General features: G+C 58.5%; 20 protein-coding genes. 11 read left to right on the top strand and 9 right to left on the bottom strand.

Annotation, left to right across the window (positions count from 1 at the left end; translation table 11 throughout):
• Window positions 1-97: 97 nt before the first annotated feature.
• Window positions 98-1,207 carry an efflux RND transporter periplasmic adaptor subunit gene (locus V3W27_RS03770; protein WP_330205949.1) on the top strand — a complete coding sequence of 370 codons (1,110 nt, stop codon included), beginning with the start codon at window positions 98-100 and terminating at the stop codon, window positions 1,205-1,207.
• Window positions 1,204-4,260: an efflux RND transporter permease subunit gene (locus tag V3W27_RS03765; protein ID WP_330205948.1), complete on the top strand. Its 3,057-nt coding sequence runs from the start codon at window positions 1,204-1,206 to the stop codon at window positions 4,258-4,260. The genes V3W27_RS03770 and V3W27_RS03765 overlap by 4 nt, the downstream gene beginning before the upstream one ends.
• 122 nt (window positions 4,261-4,382) lie before the next feature.
• On the opposite strand, the gene V3W27_RS03760 is transcribed toward V3W27_RS03765, so the two are convergent.
• From V3W27_RS03760 to oxdA, 8 genes are all read right to left on the bottom strand, one after another.
• Complete coding sequence (locus V3W27_RS03760; protein WP_204894640.1) at window positions 4,383-5,060, bottom strand: energy-coupling factor ABC transporter permease; 678 nt, start codon at window positions 5,058-5,060, stop codon at window positions 4,383-4,385.
• A 59-nt stretch (window positions 5,061-5,119) separates the two neighbouring features.
• Window positions 5,120-5,560 (bottom strand): nitrile hydratase accessory protein, encoded by a 441-nt coding sequence (locus V3W27_RS03755; RefSeq protein ID WP_330205947.1) that lies wholly within the window; start codon window positions 5,558-5,560, stop codon window positions 5,120-5,122.
• A complete protein-coding gene (gene nthB / locus V3W27_RS03750) occupies window positions 5,557-6,210 on the bottom strand; it encodes a nitrile hydratase subunit beta (RefSeq protein ID WP_330205946.1) in 654 nt (217 codons plus the stop codon). The genes V3W27_RS03755 and nthB overlap by 4 nt, the downstream gene beginning before the upstream one ends.
• Before the next feature lie 19 nt (window positions 6,211-6,229).
• A complete protein-coding gene (nthA, locus tag V3W27_RS03745; RefSeq protein ID WP_330205945.1) occupies window positions 6,230-6,862 on the bottom strand; it encodes a nitrile hydratase subunit alpha in 633 nt (210 codons plus the stop codon).
• A 49-nt stretch (window positions 6,863-6,911) separates the two neighbouring features.
• On the bottom strand, window positions 6,912-8,426 hold the full coding sequence (locus V3W27_RS03740; protein WP_330205944.1) for an amidase: 1,515 nt from the start codon (window positions 8,424-8,426) through the stop codon (window positions 6,912-6,914).
• 215 nt (window positions 8,427-8,641) lie between these two features.
• A complete protein-coding gene (locus V3W27_RS03735; RefSeq protein WP_330205943.1) occupies window positions 8,642-9,166 on the bottom strand; it encodes a group I truncated hemoglobin in 525 nt (174 codons plus the stop codon).
• Between the two features lie 80 nt (window positions 9,167-9,246).
• Window positions 9,247-10,113, bottom strand: a complete 867-nt coding sequence (locus tag V3W27_RS03730; protein ID WP_330205942.1) for a transporter — start codon at window positions 10,111-10,113, stop codon at window positions 9,247-9,249.
• Between the two features lie 87 nt (window positions 10,114-10,200).
• On the bottom strand, window positions 10,201-11,256 hold the full coding sequence (gene oxdA, locus V3W27_RS03725) for an aliphatic aldoxime dehydratase (RefSeq protein WP_097089776.1): 1,056 nt from the start codon (window positions 11,254-11,256) through the stop codon (window positions 10,201-10,203).
• A gap of 562 nt (window positions 11,257-11,818) precedes the next feature.
• On the opposite strand from oxdA, the gene V3W27_RS03720 reads away from it, so the two are divergent.
• Window positions 11,819-12,754: a helix-turn-helix domain-containing protein gene (locus tag V3W27_RS03720; protein ID WP_027611804.1), complete on the top strand. Its 936-nt coding sequence runs from the start codon at window positions 11,819-11,821 to the stop codon at window positions 12,752-12,754.
• Between the two features lie 12 nt (window positions 12,755-12,766).
• On the opposite strand, the gene V3W27_RS03715 is transcribed toward V3W27_RS03720, so the two are convergent.
• Window positions 12,767-13,657 carry a LysR substrate-binding domain-containing protein gene (locus tag V3W27_RS03715; RefSeq protein WP_330205941.1) on the bottom strand — a complete coding sequence of 297 codons (891 nt, stop codon included), beginning with the start codon at window positions 13,655-13,657 and terminating at the stop codon, window positions 12,767-12,769.
• 154 nt (window positions 13,658-13,811) lie between these two features.
• On the opposite strand from V3W27_RS03715, the gene V3W27_RS03710 reads away from it, so the two are divergent.
• From V3W27_RS03710 to V3W27_RS03675, 8 genes are all read left to right on the top strand, one after another.
• Window positions 13,812-14,237: a VOC family protein gene (locus V3W27_RS03710; RefSeq protein WP_039762906.1), complete on the top strand. Its 426-nt coding sequence runs from the start codon at window positions 13,812-13,814 to the stop codon at window positions 14,235-14,237.
• A 113-nt stretch (window positions 14,238-14,350) separates the two neighbouring features.
• The gene (locus V3W27_RS03705) at window positions 14,351-15,634 is read left to right on the top strand and encodes a cation:dicarboxylate symporter family transporter (protein WP_330205940.1); all 1,284 of its coding nucleotides are present in this window, start codon (window positions 14,351-14,353) and stop codon (window positions 15,632-15,634) included.
• A gap of 119 nt (window positions 15,635-15,753) precedes the next feature.
• Window positions 15,754-16,857: an alkene reductase gene (locus tag V3W27_RS03700; RefSeq protein ID WP_247267502.1), complete on the top strand. Its 1,104-nt coding sequence runs from the start codon at window positions 15,754-15,756 to the stop codon at window positions 16,855-16,857.
• A gap of 32 nt (window positions 16,858-16,889) precedes the next feature.
• Window positions 16,890-17,633, top strand: coding sequence for an SDR family oxidoreductase (locus tag V3W27_RS03695; RefSeq protein ID WP_115990573.1), 744 nt, complete (start codon window positions 16,890-16,892; stop codon window positions 17,631-17,633).
• 69 nt (window positions 17,634-17,702) lie between these two features.
• Complete coding sequence (locus V3W27_RS03690; protein WP_330205939.1) at window positions 17,703-18,083, top strand: nuclear transport factor 2 family protein; 381 nt, start codon at window positions 17,703-17,705, stop codon at window positions 18,081-18,083.
• Window positions 18,084-18,142: 59 nt separating this feature from the next.
• Entirely contained in the window at window positions 18,143-18,529 is a 387-nt protein-coding gene (locus V3W27_RS03685) for a nuclear transport factor 2 family protein (RefSeq protein ID WP_096796037.1), read from the top strand.
• A gap of 103 nt (window positions 18,530-18,632) precedes the next feature.
• Window positions 18,633-19,097 (top strand): SRPBCC family protein, encoded by a 465-nt coding sequence (locus V3W27_RS03680; RefSeq protein WP_330205938.1) that lies wholly within the window; start codon window positions 18,633-18,635, stop codon window positions 19,095-19,097.
• A gap of 95 nt (window positions 19,098-19,192) precedes the next feature.
• Window positions 19,193-19,771, top strand: a 579-nt coding sequence (locus V3W27_RS03675; protein WP_330205937.1) for a dTMP kinase, incomplete at its 3' end; no start/stop codon positions are given.

Genomic DNA, 19,771 nt, shown 5'->3' with positions numbered 1-19,771 from the left:
TCCGTATTGCGCCATCCACTGAAAATGTGTGACCGTTGACATTATTGGTCACCTTAATGAAAATGCCGGCATGTCCTATTCTTGAGTAACGGAACCTATGCGCCGGCCTCTAGCTGTACCGATTGCCGTTTGTCTGTTGCCGCTCGTCCTGACGGCGTGTGGCGACTCATCCGTCGTTGACGATCCCCGTACGCATGCCCCGTTGGTGAGGTCCGCTGCGGTTTCGGCGGCGTCCGAGGCTTCACGTGCTTTCACAGGGGTCGTGATCGCCCGCGTCGAGGCTGACCTTGGTTTTCGGGTCTCGGGCAAAATACTCGAGCGCCTGGTTGACACAGGCCAGACGGTCAAACGAGGTCAACCACTGATGCGTCTCGACCCGATTGATCTCGGGCTGCAGGCGCGGGCGCAGCAAGAGTCGGTCATGGCCGCCCGGGCGCGAGCCATACAGACCGCGGATGACGAGGCCCGGTATCGCGACCTGGTCGCCGCCGGCGCCATCTCGGCCTCGGCCTACGATCAGATCAAAGCCGCCGCAGATACCGCCAAAGCTCAGTTGAGCGCGGCGCAAGCGCAGGCTGACGTCGCTCGCAATGCGTCCGGTTATACGCTGTTGCTTGCTGATTCCGATGGCGTGGTGGTGGAGACGCTCGCCGAGCCAGGACAAGTGGTGAGCCCCGGGCAAGCCGTGGTTCGACTGGCGCGGGCAGGGCAGCGCGAAGCCATCGTGCACCTGCCCGAGACGCTACGTCCGGCGGCAGGTTCGACCGCGCAGGCCACACTTTATGGCAACACCTCGGGTGCCGTGACAGCCAGGCTGCGGCTGCTGTCTGACTCGGCCGATCGCATGACGCGCACCTTTGAGGCGCGGTATGTGCTGGAGGGCGCGCTGGCCAATGCGCCGCTCGGTTCGACCGTTACGCTGCAGATCGCTGGCAGCCGCGCAAATGCACAGGTGTGGCAAGTGCCGCTGGCGGCGGTTTATGACCCAGGCAAAGGCCCCGGCCTCTGGGTGATTGCTGGCAACCCGGCCAAGGTGACCTGGCGGCCTGTGCAGATATTGGGCGTGAGCGATGACATTGCGCGTGTCGACGGTGAACTCAAGGTCGGTGAGCAAGTTGTCGCTTTAGGCGCACATCTTCTGCGCGAGGGGGAGGAGGTGAGACTGGCTCAACAGGCTGACGTCCAGGTTGCCGGGAGCCGTCCATGAGCCAGGGGCGTTTCAATCTTTCGGCGCTCGCCGTTCGCGAGCGTTCGATCACGGTGTTCCTGATCTTCCTGATCGGTGTTGCCGGGATCCTCGCGTTTTTCCAGCTCGGGCGCGCGGAGGACCCGCCGTTTACGGTCAAGCAGCTGACGGTCATCACGGCGTGGCCGGGCGCGACCGCGCAGGAAATGCAGGACCAGGTCGCCGAGCCGCTGGAAAAACGCCTGCAGGAGTTGAAATGGTACGACCGCACGGAAACCTACACTCGTCCGGGTCTGGCCTTCACCGTGGTGACACTGCTTGATCGTACACCGCCCTCCCAAGTGCAGGAGGAGTTCTACCAGGCGCGCAAAAAACTCGACGATGAGTCGATCAAGCTACCGGCCGGTGTGATTGGCCCGATGGTCAACGATGAGTTTGCAGATGTGACCTTTGCGTTGTTTGCCTTGAAAGCCAAAGGCGAGCCGCAGCGCCTGCTGGTACGTGATGCCGAATCGCTGCGCCAGCGCCTGTTGCATGTGCCAGGCGTGAAAAAGGTCAACATCATTGGTGAGCAGAGCGAGCGCATCTTTGTCTCTTTCTCCCATGATCGGCTGGCCACGCTGGGGGTAACCCCGCAGGATATTTTTGCCGCGCTGAACAATCAGAACGTACTGACGCCGGCCGGCTCGATTGAAACCAAGGGGCCAGAAGTCTTCCTGCGCCTCGACGGCGCCTTCGACAAGGTGCAGAAGATTCGTGACACACCGCTGGCGATTCAGGGACGTACCTTGAAGCTCTCGGACGTTGCGACGGTCGAGCGGGGTTACGAAGATCCGGCCACCTTCCTTGTGCGTAACAACGGTGAGGAAGCGCTGTTACTGGGTGTGGTGATGCGCGAGGGCTGGAACGGCCTGGACCTGGGCAAGGCACTGGACGTGGAGACCACCCGGATCAACGAAGGCATGCCACTGGGCATGACACTCAGCAAGGTCACCGATCAGTCGGTGAATATCAGTTCAGCCGTCGATGAGTTCATGATCAAGTTCTTCGTCGCCTTGCTGGTGGTGATGCTGGTGTGCTTTCTCAGCATGGGCTGGCACGTCGGTATTGTCGTGGCCGCAGCGGTGCCACTGACGCTCGCCGTGGTGTTTGTGGTGATGGCGGCAACGGGCAAGAACTTTGACCGGATCACCTTGGGGTCGCTGATCCTGGCGCTTGGACTGCTGGTGGACGACGCCATCATTGCGATCGAGATGATGGTGGTGAAAATGGAGGAGGGCTACGACCGCATCAAAGCGTCCGCGTATGCCTGGAGTCACACTGCCGCACCGATGCTTTCCGGCACGCTGGTGACCGCTATCGGCTTTCTGCCTAACGGCTTCGCGCAATCGACCGCTGGCGAGTACACCAGCAACATGTTCTGGATCGTAGGCATTGCCCTGATTGCCTCATGGGTGGTTGCGGTGGCCTTTACCCCTTATCTGGGCGTGAAGCTGTTGCCGGACATCAAACAGGTCGAAGGTGGTCACGCGGCCATCTACAACACGCCCAATTACAACCGCTTCCGCCGGATCTTGACGCGCGTCATTGCCCGCAAATGGCTGGTCGCCGGTACTGTGATCGCGACGTTTGTCCTGGCCGTTGTCGGCATGAGCCTGGTCAAGAAGCAGTTCTTCCCCACCTCGGACCGTCCCGAAGTGTTGATTGAAGTGCAAATGCCCTATGGAACCTCCATCGAGCAGACGAGTATCACCACCGCCAAAGTCGAGGCTTGGCTGCAAAAGCAGCCTGAAGCAAAAATCGTCACGGCCTATATCGGACAGGGTGCGCCGCGTTTCTACCTGGCCATGGCGCCGGAACTGCCTGATCCGTCTTTCGCGAAGATTGTGGTGTTGACGCAGAGTCAGGAGGCACGGGAAGTCCTCAAGCTCCGTCTGCGCGAGGCCGTCGCCGAAGGGCTGGCTCCAGAAGCGCGGGTCAGGGTGACGCAGTTGGTGTTTGGTCCGTATTCACCGTTTCCTGTCGCTTACCGGGTGATGGGGCCCGATCCCTCGACATTGCGTGAGATTGCCGCTCAGGTGCAGACGGTGATGCAGGCGAGCCCCTTGATGCGAACCGTCAATAGTGACTGGGGACCGCTGACACCCGCGCTGCATTTCACCCTGGATCAGGACCGCTTGCAGGCGGTGGGGCTGACCTCCAGTGCGGTCGCGCAGCAGTTGCAGTTTCTGCTTGCCGGGGTACCGATCACGGCCGTTCGTGAGGACATCCGTTCGGTACAAGTGACCGGGCGAGCGGCGGGGGACATCCGGCTCGACCCTGCAAAAATTCAAGGCTTTACGCTGGTAGGCACGGCGGGCCAGCGGATTCCGCTGTCGCAAGTGGGGACAGTGGATGTGCGCATGGAGGATCCCGTCCTGCGGCGTCGTGACCGCACGCCGACCATTACTGTACGGGGCGACATTGCCGAAGGCTTGCAGCCTCCGGACGTTTCAAGTGTTATCACGAAGGCGCTGCAGCCGGTCATCGACACGCTCCCGGAGGGTTATCGTATCGAGCAATCGGGGGCGATCGAGGAGTCGGGCAAGGCCGGCCAAGCGATCTTGCCACTGCTGCCGATCATGATCGCCGTCACACTGCTGATCATCATTCTGCAGGTGCGCTCGGTATCGGCAATGATCATGGTGTTCCTCACCTCGCCACTCGGGCTGATTGGTGTGGTGCCGACACTGCTGCTCTTCCAGCAGCCGTTCGGTATCAACGCCTTGGTCGGGTTGATCGCCCTGTCGGGGATTCTGATGCGCAATACACTGATCCTGATCGGACAAATCCATCACAACGCGCAAGAAGGGCTTGATCCGTTTCACGCCGTGATCGAAGCCACGGTACAGCGTGCTCGCCCGGTACTGCTGACTGCGCTGGCGGCCATCCTCGCGTTCATTCCACTGACGCACTCGGTCTTCTGGGGCACGCTGGCTTACACACTGATCGGCGGCACGTTCGTCGGAACCATCGTGACGCTGGTGTTCCTGCCGGCGATGTACTCCATTTGGTTCAAGATCAGTAAGCCATAGGAAACCATCTTCAGCGTTCGCGGCTGCTACGGCAGTCGCGGGGCGGTTCCTGCGGTTGATACCCCGAGCATTACGCTCTTCGAATGCTCGGGGCAGGCTGATGCGGACTGGAGTGCGTCGACTCAGGCGGCCTGGTACAGACGGCGTTCGAGCAGCGAACTACCCCGCAGACGATGGCTGGCCTTGGCCGCGGCCAGTACGGCCAGGTCCAGCAGCGGTTCGAGGGTGATCACGGTCATGTAGGCACTGCCAAAGGACAGAATCGACAGGGCGTTTTCGGCTGTGAAGCCTTTTCCGTAAAAAGCCCAGAACGCCACCCAGGCGACAATGCCTGCCTGAAAGGCGGTCGACAGCCCCAGCGCTTGTCTGTAGCTCAGTTCCACATACGGCGTGTCGGGCGCAATGATGCGTTTGGCCAGGGCAGCGACTGCGCACAGCGGTACCAGTAGCGTGGTGACGTTCATGCCATATTGCGGCAGGTCGAATGGCGCGAAGAACAGGCCCTGAATCAGCAGTCCCAGGGCGAGACCCGCCGCAGCAGGTGCAGCGCCAAGCAGCAGAAATAGCGTTGACCCCAGGATGAGATGCACCTCGGAAACACCGACCGGATAGTGCGGCAGCAGCTCGAAGAAGCTGAAGACCAGGGCCGTGGCAGTGACAGTCCGAGCCAGCAGCGAAAAGACCCCACGCTCACCGATGGCTTGCGCAGCGAGTTTGACGGTGTAGGCGCCGACACCTGCGGCAGTGACATAGCTCAGCCAGAGTTTTCCGGCTTCCACCAGATCAGGTTCGATATGCATGACGATTGCTCCTTGGCCGCTTCGCGACCTCGACAGTAAAAAAACGGATGACTGCGGTCTCAGTTTGCGGCTCGGCTGATCGCAATCGGCTCGCGCCGTGGCAGGTGTTCGTGCTCGTGTCCATGGGGCGGCGGGCAACTCGCATTGAGCAGCGTGACCGGTTGTCCATGGGGCGTGTTCACGTAGGCTTGCTGCCATTCCTCGGTGCGCCGGGTGATGTCTTCGGAAGCGGTCAAACCGAGTGCGGTGACCATCCTTTCCATGGCCGCAATCCACTGCCGGTAGTAAGCGTCGTTGATGCTTTCTCCGGGTTGCGCCGGGCTTGCCTTGATCTCGTCGCTGAATGTCTGCACCCAGTCCTTCCAGGGAAATAGACCGGTTTGGTGCAGGTGTAGCAGCAGGGAAAAAGCCTGGGCCTGCCAGGGTTTGTCGAACACCGGGTCTTCATCGTCAAGGGACAGACCAGCGATGGGCGGGATGTGAAGCTTGCTGGCGTTCATACGGCCTCCAGATAGTTGTCCCACAGATCAATGCAGACACTGTCCGGTCGCGCCACGCCCCACAGTTCTGTCGCGCTGAAGCGCACGGCATAGACCTGTTGCGGTTGTTCGCCCAGACCGTGGGCCATCGTGTCCGGGGTGGCAAACGCGCCGTGTGCAATCTCGATGGTCCCGACCTTGCCGCGCGCGTAGCGTGGCAGTCGGGTGTGGGTGGTTGGATTGAAATTTTTCGTCCGCACTCGGTCACCGACCCGGAAACGGCCGGCGACCGGCTCCTTCGCCCTTGATGAAGCGCCGCCAAGAGTCACCGCCTCGACGATGTCTGGCGTGAGCACCGTTGGCGGCTGCGTCGGCGAGGTCGGTTTGACCGTGCCCTGCAGTTCGCCAGCGCTGATCACGTTTTTTTCCAGCAGCAGGGTCTCGAAGGCGTGCAGCCAGTGTTCGTAGTAACTCGACTGCAAGTATTCCGCCGGTTGCATGCGTTCGATGCAATGGCGGAATTCGTCGACATTGAAGTAGCCGCCGACGAAGAGCGAGGCAAACAGCGGAAAGATCCTGCGTTCCCAGTCGTGATGGAACACCGGTTCATTGTCTTCGGTGAGCACCGGGCCGAACCCGTGCGTACCGCCTAAGTCGTGTACACCGTTCATGGTTTTCTCCTCCGCGGGGTCAGGCTGCGTCGCCCGGTATCTTGGCCAGGCCAGTACCGATCATGGCGTCACGCGTCACCAGCTTGACCAGGCGTTCCTCGCTCCAGCCGTCTGTGCCCGCCGGACGTTCCGGCAGTACCAGGTAGCGCAACTCGGCACTGCTGTCCCAGACCCGCACTTCCTTGTCATCGCGAACATGCAAACCGAATTCGGCCAGTACGCCGCGTGGGTCGATGACTATCCGTGAGCGATAGGGCGCGGATTTGTACCAGGCGGGGGGCAAGCCCAAGGTTGGCCAGGGGTAACAGGAGCACAGCGTGCAGACCGTCACGTTGTGCACGGCCGCGGTGTTCTCCACCACCACCATGTCTTCGCCCTGCACGCCGGAAAAACCCAGTTCGGCAATCGCCGCTGTGGCATCTTCCAACAGCCGTTTTTTGTAATCGGGATCGAACCAGGCCTTGGCGACCACCTGAGCGCCGTTGCGCGGGCCGACCTTGTGCTGGTAAGTGTCCACCAGCGCATCCATGGCGGTCGGGTCGACCAGACCCTTTTCGATCAACAGGGATTCGAGCGCCTTGACGCGCAGGGCGATGGCCTCGGGGGGCTCGGTGTGATCGTGATCGTGATGATGTTCGTGCGTATGGCTCATGTTTTGACCCCTCTGAATTTGCTACTCACGTTCAGCGCGATGCGCCGATTTACAGCGTCCGCCAATCGACAGAGGCCTCGAATGCCGCTGCCGCTTGATAGAGGGTGCCTTCGGCATAATGTTTGCCGACAAGCATCAGCCCCACGGGCAGTCCGTCCACCAGGCCGCAAGGGATCGACATGGCGGGGTGCCCGGTAATGTCCTGAGCGGCCGTATTGCCCAGCATCTCCAATGCACGCGTGACGGTTTCGGTGATGGAAGAGCCCGGTTCAGGGAGTGGCTGGGCGGTGATCGGCACGGTCGGCATGACGAGCAGGTCATAGGTATTCAGCGCCCGGTCATAGGCGGCCCGGGCAAAGCGTGCAATGTTCTGGGCCTTGGCGTAGTAGCGACCGTGGTAGCGCTCCAGACCGAACTGACCCACAAACATGCACAGTTTGAGTGACGGCGACAATGCTTCGGCCTGATCGCGCCAACCGGCCTGTTTGTCCAGCAGAGCCACGTCGTAGAGCCCTTTCCAGTTAAAACCCGCGCCGTTGCCGTGCATCATTTGCATGGTCAGGCCTTCACAGCCGATAGGGCTCCACAATGCCCCCGCCAGGTTGTGTTCGGGAACTGAGACCTCTTCGACCCGCGCGCCCAACGCCTCAAGCCGGGCGATAGCGCTGCGTACCTTTTCTGCGATACGCGGGTCCTGATTAGCGAGCTGGAAACCTTCCTGCAGAATTCCGATCCGCAGCCCGGTCACGCCTCGTTCCAGATAATCGCTATAGGCATCGACCTCGGGAGCGGTCTGGCGAGGGTCGAGGCCATCGATGCCGGCCATCACTTCAAGCATCAGCGCGTTATCGCGGACGTTACTCGTCATCGGGCCGACATGATCGAAAGTTGCCTCGATCGCCATGACGCCGGTATAGGGCACCAGACCGAAGGTGGGCTTCATTCCATAAATGCCGCACCAGGCTGCCGGAATGCGGATGGAGCCGCCCTGGTCGCCACCGACAGCCAGGTCGACTTCACCCGACGCCACCAGCGCTGCGCTGCCGGAAGACGAGCCGCCGGTGGTGAATCCATGGCGATAAGGATTGTGCACAGGGGCTGGGTCTGAGGTATGGCTACCACCGGAGAGGCAGTAATGTTCACAAGTGGCTTTGCCGAGGATAGTGGCGCCAGCGTCGAGCAGACGCGTCACCACAGTGGCATCAAATGACGGTACGAATCCTTCCAGTGGCGAGGCACCGTTCATCATCGGGACACCGGCCAGAGAGATATTGTCCTTGAGCGCAACCGTTTTGCCGGCAAGCTTGCCCGAACTCGCGCCCATCACCTCGGTTCTGTAGTACCAGGCGTTCAGCGGATTGTCCGTACTTGAAGGGCGGTAGCCGGCACTGCGCTCGTAGCACACCGGGGGGATGAAGTCTGGCAACTCATCGACGAGATCGTAGGCATCAAAACTGGATTGCATGAGCGCCAGGTATTCGCTGGCTTGCTCGGGAGTCAACTGTATGTGCAGGCGGCTGGCGAGATCCTGCACTTGTTCGAGCGTCGGGCGGATGATGGCCATGGGGTGTCCTGTGTCCTGTGCCAACCTGCTGGGTTGGCAATGTCTGTTCAAACGTCGTCTCGGGGAGGCCCGGTTACGGTGCGCACGATTGGCGATGTCGCGACCGGGCTGATATCAAGCTATCTGCGCCCATTGGGCGGCGCTTGGTTGAGGAGGACATTCACTTGGTTGAGCGGGACGCCGTATTGCGGCGGCGCCGGTTTTTGCCGAGCGTGTCAGTCTTCGGATTCGGCCGTGGTCGGTTTTCGGGACGACTTCCCGGGTTTCGGCCAGACAACCCCTACGCTCTTCATGCCTTTGGCCGGGTCCATTTCCGGGTGCGCGAGTACCACATCCCGATAGGAGGGGCTGCCGATCACCGCCGGTTTGAACTTGATGAGGAAGTCATTGACCTCCTTGCGCAGGTCCGGGGCCAGGCCGTAGTCGTCGTAGCAGGCCTCCAGACAATCGAGCACTGCTTGCCAGTGCACCTCGGTCAGCCCCATCCCGCGATGCGCGGTGACCATGTCTCTGCCCCTGTACTTGGCGCTGCCACCCCAGTGCTCGGAAAGGAAGTCGACAAAATTGATGTGTTCCTTCTGGAACGTCGATTCCGACATATGGGCCCAGATGTGGCCGATGGCGGGGTGGCCCATGGTTTTTCTCAACACGGCGCCTGCGAACTGATAAATCGCGTCATAGCCGCCAAGACGGGTGTAGAGGGAGGTTTGTTGTTCTGCGGTGGGTTGCTGGTCAGTCATTGTCGGGTTACTCCGTTTAAGATCAGGGGCATCTCATGAGCCGGTTGGCACGCTTGATACGGGCTGCGCAGAGGAGGGGGCTAGAAAACCCTGACGTAGCGCAGGTTCATGCGAAAGTCCTCTTTGGGGCCGTTCTCCACCGCAAGGTCGCGTCCAAGTTGCACCTGGAATTGGTCCCTGGCGGTCAGAAACTTTCTGGCCGTAACGCGGACGTTGGTGGTTTCCATCCTGTCATCCTGGTTGACACCATCGACCTGGTTTTCCCCACCCCAACTGTGGCCGAAGCCGATCGCCAGCGCCGTCGTCTCGTCGGGCATGTAGCGCCCCATCAACTGGGCGCCATAGGAAACGTCCTGCTCGCGACGGGCAGAGCTGGCGCCGTAGTCGTTGTTGTCCCCGTACCAGATGGCATCACCCACGAGGTCGATGGCCCACTTTTCTGTGAAGTGCTTGACGTAAGCGGCCTGCAGATCGAATTTCCAACGGTTCTCGCCAAGGTTGAGCGCGTCGTCCTTGTCGTAGTTGCCAGTTGGCACGTACAGGTAAGCGGTCGCACCAAGAGTGTCGTTGGCGTCGTTGAGACGGTACTTGAGTGGCGCAGTAAGAATGAGGTCGCCGATGCCGCTGGCGTCGCCCAGCGCAGACGCATCTCCACCGCCCGAGATATGGCCGAAGGGCAACAGGAATTGCGGCTCGATGGTCAGCCGCTCGCTCAACTGGTAGACGTGCAGCAGACGCAAAATGCCGACGTCGGATGTCAGGTTGAAATCGGAGCTGGTCTTGTGCCCGTTGGAATAGGCTTTGTCGGTGCTGGCATGCTGGTAGTAGACCACGCCGATGGTCGCGCCCACGGGGAGCGGCTCGTAGTCGCCAGGATCGACCTCGAGCGCGTGGGAGGAAAGACTGGGGAGCAGGGCTGCAAGCGCCAGGTAGCGGAACCGTTTCATGATCGAAGATCCTTTTTTCGGGCAAAAAGAGCCCCGCTATCGCCAGTCAGGCAACGCGCAGGGCTAAAAGTGGAGTCAGCGATGGAGTCAGGCGGGCGACACGTGTGCGTCGCGCATCATCCCGGTCTGCGGGTGGCAGTTGATGTACTCGAACAGTTGCTGGCTACCATCCGCTACCGAGACCTCGTGATACAGCCGCAGCTTCGAAAGACCGCCGATCACGCGGAAGAACGTGGTGAAAATGCGCAGGTGAGTGGGGTGGGATTCTGCCCAGCGCTCCAGCTTGTCGAGCGATCGCCAGTGACCGATGTCATAGGCGATGTCGAGGAGATTGCCATCGAGATCGATATTGCGTACGAAGCGGTTGCTATAGCAGCCCAGCGCCTGTCCCTCGTCACGCAGGAAGTTCATGCCGTCCTGCAGGGGCGGCAGCATCTCGTTGAAATAGAGCGCGCGTTCTTCCTCGCCGGCTTCGACCCAGTCTTGTCCGGAGCGGATCAGCGTCAGGTTGTCGTGGCCACGTACGACGACCCTGCCGCCCTTGGCCGGATCGCCTGAAATGACTTGCAGTTCGCTGGTCGGCTGCATCCAGTCGGTCTGGGAGATGGCAAAGCGGTCGCGCGCCGAACCCCAGTAGCCGTGCTCTTCAATCTCGCCGCTGATGCCGTCCATGACCGCACCGACGCCTGGCAAATCGTCCTTGAAGGCATACAGTGTTTCGAACTGCTCGGCGCGCGGGGCCATGACCTCGCGGAAATATCCCAGCCCCTCGCTCAGGCGCGCATCGTCGCCCCACCAATTCGCCACCGGCGGTGAAAGCAGCCAACGGTGATAGGCGACGGGATCACGCCAGTAGCCCACGGCGATGAAGTTTCCATACCCCTGATTGTCGAGGTGGTAGGTCAGGTCGTAATGCCCGGGGCCATCGGCGAGGGCGAAGCTGGCGTCAATGTAGCGTATGGCCTGCAGGGCGGCGGCGCGTTGTTCTTCGCGAAATTGCACCCCGAGGTAAGCCATCACGACTTGCTTCACGTTTTCGTCAGCCCGTCCCACAAACATGGGGAAGGGTGGCTGGTATTCGTCGTGGACGCGACGCGACAAAGTCCGCGGACATTTCAGATGTTTATCGATTGCAGATTCCATGGGGGCTCCTTTATTCCCGTCTCAAACGGACGGTTCGCTGTTCTACAGGCCAGTGGATGTTGTTGTTTTGCGATCAGGACCACGCCATCGGCGTTGCAGCGCCAAGGTCCCGAGTTGCACCAGGTAACTGGCGAACTCTTCGGGTGCCATGTCCCAGCGCTGTAAAAACCAGGACGAATCGGACAGTCGCTGCTGTTCTCGTCGTTGCATGAGGCACCTCGTCATTGGTGTCGGGAGGGACACGGCATGGAGTGAAAATTATCGAGGGGAGATGGGATGTGCTTGGCTCGAATGGACAACCGTTTGGTTAAAAAGGACAGCCGCAAATGGCCAGCTCATCGATGCGCAGTGATGGTGCGGGGCTTGTGAAACAAGGGACGAAATGCTCGGGAAAGTTGCAGGGGAAGTGCTGGGGAGGCACTGTCTGCCAAGTGTGCGGAGGGCGATCTCGCGGCGCGGCTAAGCGCTGGGCGTGAGACTGAGCAGATGGCCTGATAATTGCTGAGCTCGCAAAAAACGTTACCACGCTTTTTTGTTGAACCGCCGCCGCGAGGTCCATGCAATGAGCCAGACATGTCAGTATTCAACGCTTGCCGTCACGGCGCCCCAACGGTTCGATTACTGGAAGGAGGTGGTGTGTCACCATTGCCTGGATGCAGACAGCAAACTGCTGGCGCAGAGCGATTTCGACGGGGCGCTGGAGGTGCATGGCATGGGGGCATTGGACATCTGCACGTTGTCCGCACCCTTGCATTATTGGGAGCGGACCGCCCAGCACCTGCGCAGCGACCCGAATGACGATTTGTGGTTGGGCTTTACCCGCAGCGGTTATGGCGAACTGGAGCAGGCTGACCGGCGGACGAAGCTGGCAGCGGACGATCTGTTCCTTTATGACGCATCCCAGCCCTTCAGATTCAGCTTCGGTGGTACCGATAACCACCTTGTGCGAATTCCGCGGCAATTGCTCAGCCAGCGGCTGCCCGGCATAGCGGAGTGCACCGCCATGGTTCTGGATGATCGTCGTCCAGGGGTAATTCCGTTACGCGAAATGTTGCGCCAGGCCGCAAGCATGGCTTCAGGCTTCCAAAAACCAGGCCTGTCCAGTCGTTATTCCAGCACGTTGCTCGACCTCTTGGTGGTCAGCCTGGAGCTTCAGGATTTAAAGCAGACACATGACGAGCTGGACCTGTATGGCCGAATCATGAATTACATCCACCAGTATTTGACCGAGGCGGATCTTTCACTCGAGCGCATTGCTCAAGCTCACCATGTCTCCACGCGCACAGTGACGCGCGCTTTCGCCCGCCATCAGAAATCGCCGGTCGCGGAAATCTGGAAGGCACGGTTGTTCGCCAGCCGCGACGCGATCGAGCGTGGTCAAGTCCGTAGTATTTCCCAGGCGGCGCTGGATTTCGGCTTCTCGGACTTCTCTCATTTCAGCCACGCTTTTCGCAAGACCTTCGGCATTGCTCCCCATACTCTTCTGCGACGAGAGTGAAATGGACGGGCTTTAACGCTTCTCATGCGAAAGACATTCAGCTGCCTGATCACTTATAAGCTGAGCCAAAATTCGCACAGGCTCGGTGAAACTCTGTCGAGATCGATGTACCAGCCCGATATCCCGGTGAAAGGTGTGCTGTCCCAAATCGATCGCTCGTACACCTGCGGGCCATTCCTGATGGGGCTCTGTCTGTGGCACCAGCGCTATGCCTACACCTTTTTCCACCAGTTTGATGATGGCCTCCAGTTCATCCAGTTCGCAAACTTCCTGCAAGGTGAAATGCATCTGTCGCAGGAAACGATCAACCTGCCGGCCGCCGAAAGATGATCGGTCATAGCGAATGAATGGCTGGCTGGACAGCAGTTCCGACCAGTCTTCTCCCTCCAGCTCGCGTGGCACGATCAGTCGGTAGGGCTCTCGTGCCAGCGTCGTCCAGCGCAGGTCACTTTGAAGAGAGAAGGGCGGACGAATGATGATGGCCATGTCGATTTCGCCGGCGTCTACGAGGTTCACCATCTCCATTGAAAGCCCTGGAATGACACGTGTGCGGCATTGCGGACACTGCTGGTGAAACTTCGCCAGCGCATCGGGCAAATAGGAACGTTGCACGGATGCGATCGCACCGATGTTGATGAGTATGTTGGTAGGTTGGCCCAGCGCAGTGGAACCCAGATTGTCGTATAGCCTGAGTAACTCCTGCGCCTGCAGAAGTATCTGGTGACCCATTTTGTTGAGATGGGCCGAACGTCCTTTCCTGTCGAAAATCTCAAAACCGAGTTCGGTTTCCAGGCGCTGAATCTGCGCGCTGACAGCGGCCTGCGTCAGGCCGATCTTGTTCCCGGCAGCGGCGAATGTGCCTTCCCGCGCCACCGCGATGAGTGTTTTCAGTTCTTTGATCATTCACAAATATTAATTGTGTTTCTGAGAAATATATATTGATTTTTATGTTTGGTTTTCCGTCCTAGGATGTTTTCCATCCCCGGCACCGGCTGAACCCAGAGAGCTGATGACGGTGGAAATGTTCGCCAACCAACAAAAAATATTTGGAGTTCCGATGAGCCTCTCGCCATTTCACCTCGCGATCCCTGTTTATGACCTGGCTGCGGCGCGCACCTTCTACGGTGAGGTCTTTGGCCTTGAAGAAGGGCGCTCCAGCACGCAATGGGTCGATTTCGATTTTTATGGTCACCAACTGGTGATCCACGAACATCCGAAAACAGCCTCACAAGAGAGCGTTCACAGCAACCCGGTCGACGGACACGATGTCCCGGTTCCGCACTTCGGCATCATTTTGGGTTGGGAACAATGGGAAGCGCTGGCCGAACGTCTGAAGTCGTTTGGTACCGAGTTTGTGATCGAACCGTACATTCGGTTTAAAGGCCAGGTAGGCGAGCAAGCCACCATGTTTCTCTTTGACCCGTGCGGCAACGCTCTTGAATTCAAGGCGTTCAAGGATATGAGCCAGCTCTTCGCTAAATAGGAACACGCATGGCACAACCCGTTTGTGCCATTCGATCTCAAGTGAGCTGGAAGCTCATGACTCTAGCAACTGCGAATAGACGCAGACCTTTCATTCCAACAAGAAGGCTAGACATGAAACGTATTCCCTTGGTGTGGCAAATCGTTGCCGGGCTATTGCTTGGCGTGCTTGCAGGTTGGTACTTCAATACGCATCCGCACTATCAGACATGGGTGAGTACGGAGATCCTCAAACCGCTCGGTGACATCTTTATCAAGATGATGAAGATGGTGGTTGTTCCGATCGTGTTCTGTTGCATGATTTTGGGGATCGCGGGCGGCGGTGACAGCAAATCGTTCGGGCGTATGGGTGCGAAGTCGCTCGGCTACTTCTTTGCGATTACCGCGCTGGCCATCGTCATAGGCCTGTGTTTTGCCAACCTCTTCGAACCAGGACGAGGAACCGATATTTCAGGCCTTTCGCATGGCGCTGCATCGATCACGCTTGAGCCGTCCAAAGGGGCGCTGGTGATTTTGCAGAACATCGTTCCAGACAACGTGATAGTGGCAATGTCAGAAGCGAAGTTGCTGTCGGTACTGTTCTTCGCTGTGCTGTTGGGGCTGGCGTTGAATGCTTTGCCCAAAGACAAAAGCGCGCCATTTATTGCGGTCGTGCAGAGCCTTTCCGATGCGATGTTCAAGGTGGTTTCCATAGTCATGGCTTACGCGCCGATAGGGGTATTCGGCATGATCGGCGCGACCGTCGCGACGTTTGGTTTTGCCTCGCTGTTGCCGCTGCTCAAGTTGATTGGGGTGGTGTATCTGGCGCTGATTGTCTTTGCGCTAGTGATACTCGGCGGTATTTGCTACTTGATTGGCGAAAACATCTTCAAGTTGATTCGCTACTTTCGCAATGAGTTGATTCTGGCGTTTTCCAGTGCCGCCTCAGCCGCCGTCATGCCGCAACTGATGACCAAACTGGAAAGCTACGGTGTACCGCGTCGGATCGTCAGTTTTGTGGTGCCGGTGGGGTATGCGTTCAATCTCGATGGCGCATCGATTTTTCTCGGGGTGGCGACCATTTTTGTGGCGCAACTCTATGGGATAGACCTGTCTCTGTCACAGCAGATTCTGTTGGTCGTGACGATGGTACTGACCTCGAAGGGCGCCGCAGGTGTGCCTGGGTTTGCAATCGTGATCTTGTCAGCCACCTTGGCCTCTGCCGGTCTTCCGTTGGAAGGTGTGGCATTGATCGCCGGCATTTTCAGGATTATCGACAGCGGCACCACCACGCTCAATGTACTGGGCAATGCGATTGCGCCGCTGGTTATCAGCAAGTGGGAGAAAGTCGCACTAGAGCCCTCACGAACGGGTTATACAGACGACCACCTGTGTGACCAGGTGCAACGCTGCCGGTAACAGTCGTGAACACGATGGCAGCTTTTGAAACAGCATTATCACCAGCAAACGCCTGCTGACAGAGGGGCGTATTTTTTTAACTTTCCACTAGACGACCGGTCTATTCAGTCGAGGATTTTATGAAGGCTAACACGTTTGATACCGATCTTTTTTCGCCCATGCAAATGGGCGCACTCCAATTGGCTAACCGAATTGTCATGGCACCTGTGACACGCAGCCGAATGGCCGAAGACGGCGTACCGAATGAAATGCACGCGACTTACTACGCCCAGCGCGCCAGTGCAGGCTTGATCATCGCCGAAGCGACCAATATTTCTCCCCAGGGGCGGGGTTACGCCATGACCCCGGGTATCTGGTCGGAGGCACAGGTAGCTGGCTGGAAAAGAGTCACTGACGCGGTGCACGCGGCGGGCGGCAAAATCGTCAGTCAGTTGTGGCACGTGGGGCGCTTTTCGAGTGTCGAGCTACAACCCAACGGAGAAGCGCCAGTAGCGCCTTCGGCGATCAAGGCCGAAGGCAGCACCTACACCGAGAAAGGCTTTGTCGAGGTGTCGATGCCTCGCGCACTGGAAACCTCGGAGATCCCTGGAATCATCGAGCAGTACAAACTGGCCGCAGAGAATGCCCGGCGAGCTGGTTTCGATGGTGTGGAAGTGCATTCCGCCAACAGCTATCTGCTTGACCAGTTCCTGCGCGATTCCACCAATCAACGCACTGACCCATATGGCGGCTCCATCGAGAACCGGGCTCGACTGACGCTGGAAGTCACCGCCGCCGTGATTTCGATCTGGGGTAGCGATCGGGTCGGTATTCGCCTCTCGCCAGTTACACCCGATGCCGGAAATACACCTCCCGACAGCAATGTCATGGCGACTTACGGTTACCTGATTCAGCAGCTCAATCAATTCAATCTGGCTTATCTGCATTTTGTCGAAGGCGCCACGGCGACCTCCCGCACGGTCCCGGAAGGCGTGGATCTGGACGCGCTGAGTGCGCAGTTCGAAGGGCCATTCATTGGCAATAACAACTACGACCTGCCGATGGCGCTAGAGCGTCGTGCGCAGGGGCGGATCGATGCGGTGGCGTTTGGTCGTTTGTTCATTGCCAACCCCGACCTCGTGGAGCGCTTGCGTCGCGGGATCGAGCTCACCATCGCGCCACGCGAGAGTTACTACGGCGGCGGTGCCAAGGGTTACATCGACTGGCCAACCGCGAACGCCTGAACGACGGCATTTATCGATAAGAGGTAATGAGCATGAATTATCTGCATAACAAAGTAGCGATCGTTACCGGCGCGTCTTCCGGCATCGGCGCCGCCACCACCCGCGCGCTTGTCGCCCAAGGCGTGCGCGTAGTGGCCGCTGCACTGGATGAACAGGGTCTGGAAAGCTTTGTCGCCGAGTTGCGGGCGGGCGGTAACGAAGTGGTCGCTTTTACCACCGACGTGACTCAGGCGCATCAGACCCAAGCGCTCGCGCAATTTGCGCATGATACCTACGGCGCCGTAGACATTCTGGTGAACAACGCCGGGCTGATGCTTTTTTCCAACTGGGTCGACCTGGCGGTACAGGACTGGGAAAAGATGATCGACGTGAATATCAAAGGCTACCTCAACACTACGGCGGCGGTGCTGCCTTTCATGCTGGAGCGCAAGTCCGGGCAGATTCTCAATATGGACTCTGTTGCTGGTCATCAGGTCGGACCGGCGGCCGGTGTTTACAGCGCAACAAAATTTTTCGTTCAGGCCATGACCGAGTCCATGCGCAAGGAGCTCGGTGTGCAGCACGGTATCCGCGTCAACACGGTCAGCCCGGGTGTCATCAATACCGGCTGGGCCGACAAGGTCAGTGATCCTGAAGGGCGCAAGGCTGCCCAAGCGCTCAACCGAATTGCCATCGCCCCCGACGACATCGCGGGAGCCGTGATTTACGCGCTCAACCAACCGGAAAACGTCACCGTCAACGACCTGATCATCTCGCCGACGCGCCAGGATTGGTGACTGTTTACCGAGCCTCGTCCGTAAACCTTCCTTGCTTTCTTCAGCCATTTACTAACTCAGGAATACCTCATGTCCACTTCAACTTATGTTCAGGAATACAACGCAATCGTCGACGTGCTCAGCCAGTACAACGAAGGTGGTGCCAAAGCTGACAGCGCCTTGATGAAGCCCGCCTTCAACCAGCAGGCCACCATGTTCGGGGTCGACGAAGGCAAGCTCGTCGGCGGTGCGATCCAGAACCTGTACGACGTCATCGATAACGCTTTCCGCCCGTCTCCGGAAGCGCAAGCAGCGATCGTTTGCATCGACATCGTAGGCACGGCAGCCAGCGCCCGGGTCGATACCGACAATGTTTCAGGATTTCGTTTCACCGATTTTTTCAACCTGTTGAAGGTTGAAGGTCAGTGGACGATTGTCAGCAAGATCTACCACACCCACCCAAGCGCCTAAGCCGTTGAATGCAATTGGCGAGGTGCGTCGCGCCTCGTCCTTACTGGAAGGACAGACCCATGTCGAAAAACATCAAGGCAGTACCCACCGCTGAGTACAACGCTGTCATCGCCATTGCCAATCAGTATGTTGAAGGGCTGCGTGTGGGCAGTGCACAAAGCGTTGCGCAGGCGTTCCATAAAGACGCTGTGATGTACGGATTCACCAATGGTGAACTGCTGGGCGGCCCGATCAGGAATCTGTTTGATTTCGTAGAGAAGAACGGCGATGCCCCGAACATCATCACCCGACTCGACGTACTGGCGATCACGCCAACCACCGCCGTGGTTCGTGTCGATATGGAACAGGATGCAATCGGCGCTGATTACAACGATTACCTGACCCTGATCAAAATCGACGGGGCCTGGAAGGTCATTGCCAAGGTTTATCACCAGTTCGAAGGTTGAGCGTCTTCCGATCCCGGTTGATCCATACCGGGACCGGATTTCATCCACCTCTGACGTGCGCAGAGGTCAGGTTCGAAAACAGTTGATTTTGAGGGTGTACACGATGTCGATGGTTGAGTTCTCCGCTGTCCTGGACAGCGATATAGCGCACGTCTGGAGCGTGTTGAAGAGGTTTGGTGAGATTGGTAAATGGCATCCCTCCCTTGTGGAAAGCAGCATTGAGGACAACCAGCCCGATGGATTGGTTGGCTGTATTCGCAAACTCACGTTGGTCGACGGTGCGGTGGTCAGGGAGCGTCTTTTGTCGGTCGATGATCGCAATACGATGCTGTCTTATCGCTTCGAGGAGGCTCCGTTACCGTTGGACAACTATGTAGCTACTGTTCAATTAGCCTCGCTGACTGGACACTCAAAGACGTTCATCCGCTGGTCTGCAAGCTTCGATCTGCAAGATCTCAATACTGCCGAACACTATGAGGCGCTTGTTAGAGGACTGATCGTAGACGGCCACAACAGTCTCCAGTCATTTCTCCAGCAACAAGCTGAGGAGGGCGGTGAAGTAGGGTGAGGGCAGGGCCATGCCATTGGAAATGACAATTCAGCCATTGGAATGCCAGGAATGCGGTTAGAGTGCCCCACCGTAAATCCATCGTTATGTGAACAATGAATATTCCGCTGTTTGTTTCTCTGGATGGGCCCAAAGGCACCGGCAAAACCACGCTGTTGGAGGCCGTTACGACGGCACTGAGGGCCGGCAACAAGAAAGTCATCCGGCTCTGCGAGAGAAAAAGCGATCCTTTCCGGGGTGAAACCATGGCCCTGATCAACGCACTTGCCAGAAATCCTTCCGAGGATCTGGAATGGGCTGTGTGCCAGCGCCTGGCTGATAGTCGGCGCTGGATTTCCCGAAACGTGCTGACGGAGCAGCCGCTGGACAGCATTATCCTGATTGATCGCTGGTATCCGTCTGATGCAGCGTTTCGCCGATCTATCCCGTTTGCCGAGATTCTCCAGTTGAACCTGGATCGAGACGTGCGCGTGCCGGATCTGCATGTCGGCGTCGTCACCGATCCGGATATTTCATGGGCAAGAGCTGCGACAAGATCGCGAGGATTGGGCGGCACTGTGATCCAGAAGTACGCAGAGCATATGGCGTGTACGGAGATGTTCGAGCAAGCAGTCAAGGAGCACGGTTGTAGTGGTTCAGTTTTTTTAAACCACTCCGTAGGAGTATTAGGCCGC

Origin of the sequence: Pseudomonas sp. AM14(2022) (genome assembly GCF_036346455.1) — a bacterium.
GTDB classification, from domain to species: domain Bacteria; phylum Pseudomonadota; class Gammaproteobacteria; order Pseudomonadales; family Pseudomonadaceae; genus Aquipseudomonas; species Aquipseudomonas putida_A.
Note: the sequence above shows the minus strand (reverse complement) of the source record. Positions and strands in the feature narration are given on the sequence as shown.